Source organism: Streptomyces sparsogenes, from assembly GCF_001704635.1.
GTDB classification, from domain to species: Bacteria; Actinomycetota; Actinomycetes; order Streptomycetales; family Streptomycetaceae; genus Streptomyces; species Streptomyces sparsogenes.
Map to the genome: position 1 here is coordinate 1 of NZ_MAXF01000039.1, position 12,193 is coordinate 12,193.

Here is a 12,193-nt window from a genome sequence, read left to right on the forward strand (position 1 = left end):
CAGCCACTCGGGCAGCGATGAGGACGGTCGCCTCGTAGCGGACCGCCGGCTTGTCGTATCGCGTGGGGAGGCGCGGTGCCTCTTTCTGCGGGCCGAGCACAACCGGTCCGCGCACATCGGCCCGGTCTCCGTTTGTCTTCGCTCAGTGCCGCAGGAGTTCGCAGAAGCGGTCCAGGGCACGGTCGGTGCGGCGGCGGTCGCCGGTGGTCGTGAGGTCGAACAGGAGACCCCGGATGACAGCCATGACCAGCGTGGGAGTGACGGCGTCATCAGGGCCGGTGGCGATGTCGCGGAAGGTGGCGCCGAGCGTGTCGAACCAGTCCGTGATCGCCTCCGCCCGGTCCGGGTAGTTCTCGGGGTGAGCCAGGCCGTCGGCGTGCACCTCGAAGAACAGCCGGACGAACGGGGCACGCTCCGGTGCGCTGATCCAGGCCCAGATGCCGCGCAGACGTTCCTCCGCGGTGGCCGCCTCCGGCGGTAGGTTCTCGGCCAACCGCGCCGCACCGCGGCGGCGGGCCTCGGCGAGGACGGCGGATACCAACTCCTGTTTGCTGTTGAAGTCGTAGAGCAGCATCCGCGGGCTGGTGTCGAGAGCCGCGGCCAACGGCCTCAGGCTCAATCCGGCCAGGCCGTGCGCCAGTACGTAGTCGGTCGCCCGCGCGAGCGTGGCCTCCCGCCGGGCGGGATTCGGGGGTCGCCCCACAGTGAATCGTCCTCTCCGTACTGCGGAACCGAGCCTGACGGCAATATATGATACGACTGTTTCAATAACGGGAGTGGACGCAGTCGTGTACACGCTTGACCGGGCACTCGCGCTGGGCGCGGGAGGCCCTGTGGGTGCGGCCTGGATGGCCGGACTGGCCTGCGGACTGCGCCGCGGCGGGGTGGATCTCGGCGAGGCCGATCTGATCGTCGGCACGTCGACCGGCGCGATCATCGGCGCGGTGCTGGCCACCGGTCAGGACCCCAGCCGGCTCGCCAGGCCCGGGCGCCCTGCCGGCACCGACGGCACCCCGCCCCAGGTGGACGGGCGCCGACTGGGCGAGGCGTTCGCCGTGCTCGGCCATGCCGCCTCGGACCCGGCCGAGGCGCGGCGCCGGGTGGGCCGGATCGCGCTCGCCGCCGAGACCGGCCCCGAGCAGGCGCATATCGCCCGGATGCGCGCCCTGGTCGGCACGGACCAGTGGCCGGACCGGAAGCTGCTCATCACTGTGCTGGACACCGAGACCGGCGAGCAGGAGATCCTCGACCGCGCCGGTGGCGCACCGCTGCCCTCCGCCGTGGCGGCGAGCACGGCCTTCCCGGGCATCTACCCACCGATCACCATCAACGGCCGCCGATACATGGACGGCTCCCTGCGGTCGGCGACCAACGCCGGACTCGCGGCCGGGGCCCGCACGCTCGTCGTGGTCGACCCACAAGCGCACCTGTTCCCCCGCGAGTTGCTCGACCAGGAGCTGGCGGTCGCCGGGGCGCACGCGGTGGTGACCATCGAGCCCGATCCGGCGTCGATACGCGCGTTCGGCCCGGACCTGAACGACCGCGCGGCCTGGGAACCGGCCTACCAGGCAGGTCTTGGCCAGGCCACCGATGCCGCGGAGCAGCTCCGCCTCGCGTGGCGGAGCGGATCCGACGCGAACTGAGCGCCGCCCGGCCCCGGCCCTGCTCGCGATGCCCCGCTCGCGGCAAGCCCCGCGCGCATCACCGCCGGGTCACTGCATGTTCCGCACGTGCGGGTGCTCCCAGGACGCCGCGCAGACGTACAGCTGCAGACTGTAGCCGCGGCCGATGGTGAGGTGGGTGTCCCCGCCGGCGTCGGGGAGGGACGGGTCGGCGGCGTGGGAGTCCTCCACCGGCCGCCAGCTCTTGGATCCGCCGTCCCACTCGCGGCCGTCGATGGTGAGCAGGGGCAGAAGGCCCGAGCCGCACTCGGCGCAGGCCATGGGGGACGGATCGGAGAAGCTCCACGGGGCGTGGCCGGCGACCTTGCAGCCGGGGGCGACGCCGAGGTCGTACTGGTAGACCACCCCGCGCCGCTTCCCCCAGGCGTGGAGCCGGCCCGCCAGGTCCTCCGGCAGCTCGTGGGGGGCCGGGTACTCGGTGACCGGCTCGGGGTGCAGCACGCAGGGTTCTGGCAGGTAGTCGTCGTTGCCGAGCACGGACGGCCGCGGGGCCGCGGCCAGCGGGTCGGAGACCTCGGCGGCGGTGCGCCAGCGCAGCTCGGTCCGGGGCAACCCGCACAGGCTGCGCGGGATTCAGCCCCAGGCCGGGCGGTCGGTGCCCCAGGGGGTGGGCGGGGCGGACCAGTCGCGGGGGGAGCCGGCGTAGCCGAGGGGCGGGAGGGCGTAGCGCAGGCATCCGTACGGGGCGGGCCGCTCGGTGAGCCAGGCGGTGGGGTCGTAGGTCTCGCCGCCGTGCGGGGCGACGGGGGTGATGCCGCGCATGAGCCAGGCCGCCGTGGCGGAGAGGGAGAGGCGCAGGTGGCGTCCGTCCCCGGTGTCCTGGCGTTCGGTCAGGGCGCGCAGGACCGCCGCGGCGAGCAGATAGCCCGTGCCGTGGTCGAGGGCCTGCGCGGGCAGCACGCCGGGGTGGCCGTCGGGGGCGGCTTCGAGGGCGGCGATGCCGCTCGCGGCCTGGACGAGGCTGTCGAAGCCGCGCCGGCCGGCCCAGGGGCCGGACCAGCCCCAGGCGGACACCTGGGCGACGACGAGTCCGGGGCGGCGTTCGAGGAGGGCGTCCGGGGCGAGGCCGAAGCGGTCGAGGGCGCCGGGGCGGTAGCCGGTGACCACGGCGTCGGCCTGGGAGAGGAGTTCTTCGAAGGTCCGCCGGTCCCGGGGGTCGCCGAGGTCCAGCCGGGTGGACCGCTTGCCGAAGCCGGTGTCGGCGTGGGCGTCCGGGTCCTCCGGGAGGTGCGGGGAGTCGACGCGCAGGACGTCCGCGCCGAGCAGCGCCAGGGTGCGGGTGGCCACCGGACCGGCGATGACCCGGGTCAGGTCGAGGATCCGTACGCCGCTCGCGGGGAGGGGCGCCGGGGGCAGCGGGCGGGGGGCCGCGCCACCGGACCGCCGGGACTCGATCAGCACGGGCCGGGCGTCGGTGGCGGTCTCCGCGACGCCCCCGGTGGCGACCTCCGGGAACGCCACGGGCGGCGCGGGCGGCGCGGGCCGCGCGACGGCCACGGCCAGGCCGCCCGCCTCGTAGACCATCTCCTGGATCCCGTGGGCGGGGCGGGTCGCCAGCTCCTCGGCGAGCCGCTTGGCGAGGACGTCCTCCTCGCCCCGGTCGGCGATGCCGAGGGCGGCCAGGAGGCGGGCGCGGTGGTGCGGGTAGTTGGCGTGGGTGCGCACCCAGCCGTCGGCCGCGCGCCAGAAGCCGGACAGCGGCGCGAAGGAGGTCGGCGCGCGGCCGTCGATCCGCAGGTGCCGCTCGCTGACGAACGCCGTGGCGACCGCGGCCTCCGCCACCCGTACGGCGGGGACCGGTCCGCCGGACCGCCGCGCCGCCAGTTCGGCGGCGGCGAGCGAGCACGCGGCCACGGTGGCGCGGGCCAGCTCCCGCACCGGCAGGCGGGCGGGCAGCGCCCCCTCGGCCGGGAGGTACGACACCTCGTCCAGCAGTTCCGCGGCGCCGCCCAGGGCGGTCCACGCGTGAGCGGTCGCGGCGTCGGCGGGGGTGGCGGCGTCCGTGGCGGTGGCAGCGTCGGCGGGGGTGGCAGCGTCGGCGTCCGTGTCGGCCTCTATTGGGTGCGTCATGCAGTCATTGTGCGGGGCACCGCAAGACGCACCGCAAGAGCGCGCCCGGCCGCCCCTGCTCCGCCCCTACTCCGCCCCGAAGTCCAGCAGCACCTTGCAGGAGCGGCCGCGGTCGGCGGCCAGGGCGAAGGCGTCGGCCGCCTCCCGTACCGGCCGGACCGCGCTGATCAGCGACTCCAGGGCCGGCTCGGCGGCCAGCAGCCGCAGGGCGTCGTCGAACTCCGCGTGGAAGCGGAACGCCCCGCGAAGCTCAATCTCCTGGCTGACCAGCAGGTTCCCCGCGAACGGGCTCTCCCCGGGCGGCAGCATGCCCAGCTGGACGACGACGCCGCCGCGCCGGATCCGCCGCAGACAGGTGTCCAGGCCGGCCGCCACGCCGGAGGCCTCGATCGCCACGTCCACCTCGTCGTCCGGCCAGTTAGGGTCGGCCGGGTCGTCGGCCCGTACGACGGCGGTGGCGCCGGCCGAGGCCGCGAACTCCAGGGCGCGCGGCAGCAGATCGGTCACGGTGATCTTCGCCGCGCCCGCCGCGCGGGCGGCGGCCACCACCAGGCAGCCGATCGGCCCGGCGCCCGTGACCAGCACATGACGGCCCGTGAGGTCCCCGGCCCGCCGTACCGCGTGGAGGCCGACCGAGAGCGGCTCCGCGAGCGCGGCGCGGCGCAGGTCGAGGCCCTCGGGCAGGGGCCGCAGCTGCGCCGCCGGGACGGCGATACGGGCCGCGAAGCCGCCCTGGACGTGCGGGGTCCGCGCGGCGCTGCCCAGATAGCGGGTGTCGCGGCAGACGTTGGCCCGGCCGTCCGCGCACTCGGGGCACTCCCCGCAGGGCGTGGCCGGGTGGACGGCGACGGGCGTGCCGGGCGCGGGTCCGCTCGCGCCCTCGCCGTATCCGACGACCGTGCCGACGACCTCGTGGCCGAGCACCATCGGCTCGGTCAGGCGGAAGTCGCCGACCCCGCCGTGCCGGTGGTAGTGCAGATCGGATCCGCAGATGCCGCCGTAGCGGATCGCGACGACGGCCTGCCCGGGAGCCGGGCTCGGCTCGGGGAGTTCGTCGATCCGCAGATCGTCCTGTCCATGGATCACACAGCCCAGCACCATGTCCTCCACCCACACCTCTCCGTGTTCCAGAGCCGTGCTCAGAGCACGCTCGTCATGCCGCCGTCCACGTACAGGACCTGACCGCTCACGAAGTCCGCCGCCGGGGACGCGAGATACAGCAGCGCCCCGACCAGGTCCTCGGTCCGCCCCCAGCGGCCCGCCGGGGTCCGCCCGCGCACCCACGCGCTGAACTTCTCGTCCTCGACGAGCGGCCGGGTCAGCTCCGTCTCGATGTAGCCGGGGCCCAGTCCGTTGACCTGGATCCCGTACGGGCCCCAGTCGGCGCACATGCCCTTGGTGAGCATCTTGAGCGCGCCCTTGGTCGCCGCGTAGGGGGCGATGCCGGGGCGCACCACCTCGCTCTGCAGGGAGCAGATGTTGACGATCTTGCCGTGTCCGCGCTCGGTCATCCGCCGGGCGGCCTCCCGGCCCACCAGGAAGGCGCTGGTGAGGTTGGTGTCCAGGATCCGGTGCCAGTCGGCGTCGGTGAACTCCAGCAGCGGGGCGCGGTTCTGCATGCCCGCGTTGTTGACCAGGATGTCGAGCGGGCCGACCCGCTCCTCGACCTCGGCGATCCCGGCGGCGACGGAGGGCCCGTCGGTCACGTCGAAGGCGGCGGTGTGGACGGCGGCGGTGTGGACGGCCGCGGGCCCGGCCTGTGCCGCGGCGGCCTCGGTGAGTTCGGCCGCCGCGGCCTTCAGGCGCTCCGGGTCGCGGCCGTTGACGACCACCGTGCAGCCGGCCTCCAGCAGGCCGCGGGCGAGGGCGTGGCCGATGCCCCGGCTGGAGCCGGTGACGAGGGCGGTGCGGCCGGCGATGTCGAAGAGCGGATGTGTCGTCATGGCGTACGTGTCCCGATGGCTAGGTGAGCTGGATGCGCTGGACGCGCCGGACCCGCTAGATGACCAGCGAGAGCAGCAGGACGAAGCCGATCGAGACGACGGAGATGATGGTCTCCATCACCGACCAGGTCCGCACGGTCTGCCCGACGCTCAGCCCGAAGTACTCCTTGACCAGCCAGAACCCGGCGTCGTTGACATGGCTGAAGAACAGCGACCCGGCGCCGATGGCGAGGACGAGCAGCGCGGTGTGCGTGGTGCTCATGTCGGCCGCGAGCGGGGCCATCAGGCCGGCGGCGGAGATCGTGGCGACGGTCGCCGAGCCGGTCGCCAGCCGGATGCCGACCGCGATCAGCCAGGCGAGCAGCAGCGCGGAGACGTTCCAGTCCTTGGAGAAGTCCATGATCATCTGGCCGACGCCGATGTCGATCAGCGTCTGCTTGAAGCCGCCGCCCGCGCCGACTATCAGCAGGATCCCGGCGATGGGGGCGAGCGAGGTCTCGACGGTGGACGAGAGCCGCCCCTTGGTGAAGCCCGCCGCCCGGCCGAGGGTGAACATGCCGACGATGACGGCCGCCAGCAGCGCGATCAGCGGCGAGCCGACGACGTCCGCGACCCGCTGGACGCCGTTGGCCGGGTCGTCCACGACGATGTCGACGAGCGCCTTGCCGAGCATCAGCACGACGGGCAGCAGCACCGTGGCCACGGTGACTCCGAACCCGGGGCGGCGCTCCAGCTCCTCGGAGGGGCGGGCCGGTATGAGCCGGTCCGGCGGTGTGACGTCCACCCAGCGGGAGGCGACGCGCGAGAAGAGCGGCCCGGCGATCACGACGGTGGGCAGCGCGACCAGCACGCCGAGCGCCAGGGTGACGCCCAGGTTGGCCTTGACCGCGTCGATCGCGGCGAGCGGGCCGGGGTGCGGCGGCACCAGACCGTGCATGACGGACAGGCCGGCCAGGGCCGGGATGCCGATCCGCATCAGCGAGTAGTTGCCGCGCTTGGCGACCAGCAGCACGACCGGGATCAGCAGCACCATGCCGACCTCGAAGAAGAGCGGCAGCCCGATGATCCCCGCGATCAGCGCCATCGCCCACGGCATGGTGCGGTCGCTCGCCTTCGCGAGGATCGTGTCGACGATCTGGTCGGCGCCCCCGGAGTCGGCCAGGAGCTTGCCGAGGATGGCGCCGAGCGCGATCAGCACGCCGACGCCCGCGACCGTGCTGCCGAGCCCGGCCGTGAAGCTGGCGATCGTCTTGTCCAGCGGCGCGGCTGCGGCGGCGCCGAGGGCCAGGGAGCCGATGGTCAGCGACAGGAAGGCATGCAGCTTGAACTTGGTGATGAGAAGGACGATGACGGCGATGCCGACGAGGACGGCGATGCCCAGCTGTGCGTGACCGGCCGACGTGATCGGGTCGGCGGTGTCCGCTGCCAGCATCTCGACGCTGAGTCTGGTCACGGAGTGGCTTCCTTACGTGCGTAGCGTGCGTGCGTAGCGTGCGTACCGGCTATCGGGCCCGGGCCCGCCGCAGCGCGGCGACGGCCTGCTCGGTGATGGCCTCGGGCTTGGGGGTGATGTCCACCGCCACACCGTTCTCGTCCGGCTGCAGCGGCTCCAGGGTGGCGAACTGCGAATCGAGCAGACCGCGCTTGAAGAAGTGGCCCTTGCGGGTCTCCAGCCGCTCGGCGATCTGCTCGCGATCGCCGGTGAGGTGGAGGAAGAAGAGGTCGGGGGCGGCCGCGCGGAGCCGGTCGCGGTAGGCGCGCTTGAGCGCGGAGCAGCTGACCACCCCGCCGCCCGCGCTGTGCTCATGGGCCCACACGCCTATGGCGTCCAGCCACGGCCGGCGGTCGTCGTCGTCGAGCGGGGTGCCGGCCGACATCTTGGCGATGTTGGCCGGGGGGTGGAAGTCGTCGGCCTCGGCGTACGGGACGCCGAGCTCGGCTGCCAGCAGCTCGCCGACCGTGGACTTGCCCGTACCGGACACTCCCATGACGACGACAACCTGGGGGGTCTGCATCGATACCTCGCTGTCTGCTCCGGCGCTGTCTTCTTCGACACGGCCTCGACCTCGGCGCCGCGGCACACTCAACCCCACAGGTACGACGTATTCAAGAGCCTGTGACTTAAAAGTCATACTTATTTGGGTTGCTGCCGGGCACGTAGGCTGAGCCCATGGACAACCAGGGGCGGGGACTGCACGCACGCGTGCTGGCATCCCTCGGGCCCGCGATCACAGCGGGCGACTACCCGCCGGGCACGGTTTTGCGCACGGACGAGCTGGAGAAGCGCTTCGACGTCTCCCGCACCGTCGTCCGGGAGGTGGTGCGCGTGCTGGAGTCCATGCACCTCGTGGAGTCCCGCCGCCGGGTCGGGGTCACGGTGCGGCCCACCGAGGAGTGGGACGTCTTCGACCCGCAGGTCATCCGCTGGCGGCTGGCGGGCGCCGACCGGCCGCGCCAGCTGCGCTCACTGACCGCGCTGCGCTCGGCCATCGAACCGGCCGCCGCCGCCCTGGCCGCCGAGCACGCCACGCCCGAGCAGTGCGCCGAACTCACCGAGCACGCCCTCAACATGGTGGCCACCTCGCGCGGCCAGCAGCTCGCCGCCTACCTGGTCCACGACATCGCGTTCCACCGGGTGATCCTCAGGGCCTCGGGCAACGAGATGTTCGCGCGCCTCGGCGACGTGGTCGCGGAGGTGCTCACGGGCCGCACCGAGCACCAGGTGATGTTCAGCGACCCCGACCCGGAGGCGGTCACGCTGCACGTGCGGGTCGCCGAGGCCGTACGGGCGCGGGACGCGGCCCGGGCGGAGGCGTGCACCCGGGAGATCACCGTCGGCGCGCTGCGGGAGCTGGACATCCTGGCGCCGTAGCCGGCTTGTGGTGAGTATGAGACGGCGACGCGACGTTGCTTCGGCGTGTCGCCGTCTCATACTCACCGCAAAACCACAGGGTGGGAGATCAGCTCCCCGGTGCCCCGGCCGGCCAGCGCTCGTACCACCGCTGGTCGGCCTCCAGCTGCGCGGCGAGCGAGATCAGCCGCGGTTCGCTGTTGGCCGGGCCGAGCAGCTGGGCGCCCAGCGGGAGCGTGCCCTCCTCGTCGGCGAATCCCATGGGGACGTTCACGCCCGGCCACCCCAGGACGTTCCACGGCCAGGCGTAGGGGCAGGCCGCGATCACCGCCCGGTCGGTGTGCCAGCCGTTCAGCTCGGCCATGGCCCCGATGCGCAGCGGCGGGGTCGCGGTCGTCGGGGACAGCACCACGTCGAAGCCCTCGCGCGAGAAGATCTCCCCGACCCGGCGCCGCAGCGGCCCCTCGGCGGCCCGGGCCAGCCGCAGCGGCCCGCCGCCCAGGAGCCGGCCGTGCCGGACGGCGGTGAGGGTGCGTACGTCGAGCAGGGTGCGGTCCGGGACGTGGGCGGACCAGTCCCACAGGCCCGCCATCGCCCGCGGCAGGAAGGACAGGCCGACCCCGACCCCGTAGCGCGGCTCGGCCTCCGCGACCTCGTGCCCCAGGGCGGTCAGCCGCTCGGCGAGGCGCAGGACGGCGGCCCGGACGACCGGGTCGAGCTGCTTGGGGGTGCCGGTGAAGGCGGGCTTGAGGGAGAGCGCGATACGCAGCCGCCCCGGGTCGCGGCGCACGGCGGACAGCACGTCCACGGGCGGCGGCTGGTGCAGATCGCCCGGGCAGTTGCCGCTCGCGGCGTGCAGCAGCAGGGCCGCGTCCTCGACCGTGCGGGCGAGGGGGCCGTTGCAGGTGATGCCGTGGAACGCCTCGGGGTCCGGCCAGGTGGAGATCCGGCCGCGCTGCGGCTTGATGCCGATCAGATGCGTCCAGGCGGCCGGGATACGGACCGAGCCCGCCCCGTCCGAGCCCAGCGCGGCGGGCACCAGGCCCGCGGCGACGGCGGCCGCGGCCCCTCCGGAGGAGCCGCCCGGCGTGTACTCGGGGTTCCAGGGGTTGCGCGTCAGGCCGAAGGCGGGGCCCTCGGTGAACGGCCACTGCCCCAGCTCGGGGGTGTTCGTCTTGCCCACGACGACGGCCCCGGCCGCGCGCAGCCGCCGCACCGCCTCGCAGTCCTCGGTCTTGGGCGGGAACTCCCCGCAGCACCCGAAGGCGGTCGGCTCGCCCGCCACGTCCGCGTCGTCCTTGACCGCGATGGGCACCCCCAGCAGCGGCAGCCGCCGCCCGGCCGCCAGCAGCCGGTCGGCCTCGTCGGCCTCGCACAGCGCCGCCTCGGCCCGTACCCGGCGGAAGGCGTTGAGGGTCCCCTGGGTCGCGGCGATGCGGTCCAGCGCCCGCTCGACCAGCGCGCGGGAGGACACCTCACCGTCGGCCAGCGCTTTGACCTGCTCACTCAAGCCTTTCGGGATGACGCTGGTCACGGCGGACCTCCTCGACTCGCTTCGCCCGCCCCCGGCGGGGCTGGGACCGGTCACGTGAGTTCGGCCACTCCCCCTTTACCGCACGGGGCGCTTGCGCGCACCCTGGGGCTGGGTGACGGCTGCCTCATGCCGATCATCGCCGAGTGAGAAGGACACCCGCATGACCGACATCGCGGCACGCCGTGTTCGTTTCCGGTTCCGGACCGGTGGACCCTCCGACGACGGGCCGCTGGAGGCCGTCCTCGGCTGGGTGCTGGCCGTCGTCATCGCGATGCTCACCGTCCAGCTCGGGCTGCTGTAGCCACGAGCGCGGGCTCCTCGCGGCCGCGCAGCCGGCGGTCGAAGAACGCCACGAGGGGCGCCCGCGGGCCTTCGGTCCGAGCCGCCGCCGGATCTCCGTCCAGCTCGGCGACATGCCCGTCCAGCTCGGCGATCGCCGTGATCCTCGGGTCGTCGCACAGGGGCGTCAGATCCGCCGGGCAGCCCGCCGACCCGCCGAACAGCCCGATCCTGGACAGGTCCAGGACGCCGGGGGCGAGCGACACGAGCTGGTCGAGCGCGAACCGGACGTCCGCCGCCCGGCCCTGCGGGAACCCGGCCGACCGCGCGTCGTCGCCGTGGTCGAGGACCACCACCACATAGCCGTGCGAGGCCAGTTCGTCGGCGAGCCGAATGCGCTCCGCACGCGCCTCGCCGGCGCCGGGCGAGCAGAGCACCACGGGCCGCGGGCCGCTCGGGTCCAGCGCGGGCGGGGCGTCCTGGTGGGCGGCGGCCCCCGGGGCCCGCTCGTACCGCTCGACCTCACGGGCGGGGTAGCGGACGTCGACCCTCAGCTCGCGGGACGGCTTCGCCGCGCCCCCCGGGGCGGGCCGGTGGCAGTCGGCCAGGTGCACGGAGATCGTGCCGACGGGGTGCCGGCCCGTCGGCGCCGCCATGGCCCGTGAGGCGGGGGCGGCGAGCAGGGCGGAGGCGGTCGGTTCGCTGCGGTGCGGCCCACGGCCGACGGTGTAGGTCGTCATGTGTCGAGCATTCCGCGTCCGGCCGCCCACCACCATGTGGGGAGCCCGCCGTCTTCGGGTGGACCTGGGTCCACCTTGCCCGGCGACGCGGGTCCCTCCACCCCACCCGAGCCCGTCCACTCCACTGCACTCCACTGTATGGTTTAGTGAACTATGGGGCCGCGCCCCGAGACCCTCACCGACCTCCAGGGAGAACCGTGACACCCGACGCAGCGCAATGGCTCGACTCGGCCGCCATCGACCCCGCGGTAGTCGCGCTGCGCCCCGACTACCGCGCGCTCCTCATCACCGCCGAGGGGCTGCGCCCCGGGCCCAGCGACGAGTTCAGCGAGGGCATGCTCGCCGCGGCGGAGTCCACGGCCCGCGAGCTGCTGGGCGACGGGCCCGCGGAGCAGCACCCGCACATCGCCGCCTGGCGGGAGGCGTTCCGCGCCTTCGGGGCGAAGCCGCAGCGCACGCGGCCCAGCGCGGAGGCGCTGCTGCGGCGGGCGCCGGCCGGGCTCCCCCGGGTCGACCGGCTCACCGACATCTACAACGCGATCTCCGTCGCCCATGTCCTGCCGCTCGGCGGCGAGGACCTCGACCACTACGCGGGACCGGCGCGCCTGGTCCGCGCCACCGGTGACGAGACCTTCGAGACCACGGCCGGCGGCGAGGCCGTCGTCGAGCACCCCGCGCCCGGCGAGGTGGTCTGGCGCGACGACGCGGGGGTCACCTGCCGCCGCTGGAACTGGCGCCAGTGCACCCGCACCCGGCTGACCCACACCACCACCCGCGCCATGTTCGTCCTCGACGCGCTCGGCCCCCTGGACGACGCCGCCCTGACGGCCGCCGGGGAGGCGCTCGCGACGGCCCTGACGGACGGCTGCCCGGGCGTACGGATCCACTCGCGCCTGGTCACGGGCGCGTCCGAGGCGGTCGCGGGCTAGGGCCCGTCTTCAAAGGGGGCGCCCTGCTCACGACGCCTGGCACGGCACCTCGCTGCGTTGTCGGAGTCGCCCGAGTACGCCCAGTACGAGGGCGATCCTCCGCCTTGCGATGCACCGCACCAGACGCCGCTCGCGGCCGGACGCCCCCTTTGAAGACGGACCCTA

Annotated in this window: 13 protein-coding genes; 4 read left to right on the forward strand and 9 right to left on the reverse strand. The window is 74.2% G+C overall.

Translation table 11 applies throughout. The annotated features are described in order from the left end of the window. Positions 1-142: 142 nt before the first annotated feature. Positions 143-703, reverse strand: coding sequence for a TetR/AcrR family transcriptional regulator (locus tag BBH68_RS09380; protein ID WP_065960640.1), 561 nt, complete (start codon positions 701-703; stop codon positions 143-145). Between the two features lie 73 nt (positions 704-776). Here BBH68_RS09380 and BBH68_RS09385 point away from each other — a divergent pair, with 73 nt between their 5' ends. After that, positions 777-1,643 carry a patatin-like phospholipase family protein gene (locus tag BBH68_RS09385; RefSeq protein WP_211301904.1) on the forward strand — a complete coding sequence of 289 codons (867 nt, stop codon included), beginning with the start codon at positions 777-779 and terminating at the stop codon, positions 1,641-1,643. A 69-nt stretch (positions 1,644-1,712) separates the two neighbouring features. Here the strand turns inward: BBH68_RS09385 and BBH68_RS09390 are convergent, their stop codons facing one another. From BBH68_RS09390 to BBH68_RS09415, 6 genes are all read right to left on the reverse strand, one after another. After that, positions 1,713-2,234 carry a hypothetical protein gene (locus BBH68_RS09390; RefSeq protein WP_065960642.1) on the reverse strand — a complete coding sequence of 174 codons (522 nt, stop codon included), beginning with the start codon at positions 2,232-2,234 and terminating at the stop codon, positions 1,713-1,715. Positions 2,235-2,255: 21 nt separating this feature from the next. Continuing rightward, entirely contained in the window at positions 2,256-3,752 is a 1,497-nt protein-coding gene (locus BBH68_RS09395; protein WP_174589000.1) for a CoA transferase, read from the reverse strand. A 66-nt stretch (positions 3,753-3,818) separates the two neighbouring features. After that, positions 3,819-4,853 (reverse strand): L-idonate 5-dehydrogenase, encoded by a 1,035-nt coding sequence (locus tag BBH68_RS09400; RefSeq protein WP_065960708.1) that lies wholly within the window; start codon positions 4,851-4,853, stop codon positions 3,819-3,821. 38 nt (positions 4,854-4,891) lie between these two features. Continuing rightward, entirely contained in the window at positions 4,892-5,695 is an 804-nt protein-coding gene (locus BBH68_RS09405) for an SDR family oxidoreductase (protein WP_065960643.1), read from the reverse strand. Between the two features lie 55 nt (positions 5,696-5,750). Beyond that, positions 5,751-7,148 carry a GntT/GntP/DsdX family permease gene (locus BBH68_RS09410; RefSeq protein WP_065960645.1) on the reverse strand — a complete coding sequence of 466 codons (1,398 nt, stop codon included), beginning with the start codon at positions 7,146-7,148 and terminating at the stop codon, positions 5,751-5,753. Positions 7,149-7,197: 49 nt separating this feature from the next. Further along, entirely contained in the window at positions 7,198-7,710 is a 513-nt protein-coding gene (locus BBH68_RS09415) for a gluconokinase (RefSeq protein ID WP_065960646.1), read from the reverse strand. A 155-nt stretch (positions 7,711-7,865) separates the two neighbouring features. Here BBH68_RS09415 and BBH68_RS09420 point away from each other — a divergent pair, with 155 nt between their 5' ends. Next, positions 7,866-8,567: a FadR/GntR family transcriptional regulator gene (locus BBH68_RS09420; protein ID WP_065960649.1), complete on the forward strand. Its 702-nt coding sequence runs from the start codon at positions 7,866-7,868 to the stop codon at positions 8,565-8,567. A gap of 88 nt (positions 8,568-8,655) precedes the next feature. Here BBH68_RS09420 and BBH68_RS09425 read toward each other — a convergent pair whose 3' ends face one another. Beyond that, positions 8,656-10,080, reverse strand: a complete 1,425-nt coding sequence (locus BBH68_RS09425) for an amidase (protein ID WP_065960651.1) — start codon at positions 10,078-10,080, stop codon at positions 8,656-8,658. A gap of 160 nt (positions 10,081-10,240) precedes the next feature. On the opposite strand from BBH68_RS09425, the gene BBH68_RS40555 reads away from it, so the two are divergent. Beyond that, on the forward strand, positions 10,241-10,381 hold the full coding sequence (locus BBH68_RS40555; RefSeq protein ID WP_104531262.1) for an SCO1431 family membrane protein: 141 nt from the start codon (positions 10,241-10,243) through the stop codon (positions 10,379-10,381). Here BBH68_RS40555 and BBH68_RS09430 read toward each other — a convergent pair. Beyond that, positions 10,356-11,099 (reverse strand): alpha/beta hydrolase, encoded by a 744-nt coding sequence (locus tag BBH68_RS09430; protein ID WP_065960653.1) that lies wholly within the window; start codon positions 11,097-11,099, stop codon positions 10,356-10,358. The genes BBH68_RS40555 and BBH68_RS09430 overlap by 26 nt on opposite strands. Before the next feature lie 197 nt (positions 11,100-11,296). On the opposite strand from BBH68_RS09430, the gene BBH68_RS09435 reads away from it, so the two are divergent. Further along, positions 11,297-12,028, forward strand: coding sequence for a B3/B4 domain-containing protein (locus tag BBH68_RS09435; RefSeq protein WP_065960655.1), 732 nt, complete (start codon positions 11,297-11,299; stop codon positions 12,026-12,028). Positions 12,029-12,193: the final 165 nt, after the last annotated feature.

Excerpts from the sequence above, each read along its gene's own strand:
- BBH68_RS09395 (WP_174589000.1), bottom strand. The coding sequence starts at position 3,752 with ATGACGCACCCAATAGAGGCCGACACGGACGCCGACGCTGCCACCCCC.
- BBH68_RS09400 (WP_065960708.1), bottom strand. The coding sequence starts at position 4,853 with ATGGTGCTGGGCTGTGTGATCCATGGACAGGACGATCTGCGGATCGAC.
- BBH68_RS09405 (WP_065960643.1), bottom strand. The coding sequence starts at position 5,695 with ATGACGACACATCCGCTCTTCGACATCGCCGGCCGCACCGCCCTCGTC.
- BBH68_RS09415 (WP_065960646.1), bottom strand. The coding sequence starts at position 7,710 with ATGCAGACCCCCCAGGTTGTCGTCGTCATGGGAGTGTCCGGTACGGGC.
- BBH68_RS09420 (WP_065960649.1), top strand. The coding sequence starts at position 7,866 with ATGGACAACCAGGGGCGGGGACTGCACGCACGCGTGCTGGCATCCCTC.
- BBH68_RS40555 (WP_104531262.1), top strand. The coding sequence starts at position 10,241 with ATGACCGACATCGCGGCACGCCGTGTTCGTTTCCGGTTCCGGACCGGT.
- BBH68_RS09430 (WP_065960653.1), bottom strand. The coding sequence starts at position 11,099 with ATGACGACCTACACCGTCGGCCGTGGGCCGCACCGCAGCGAACCGACC.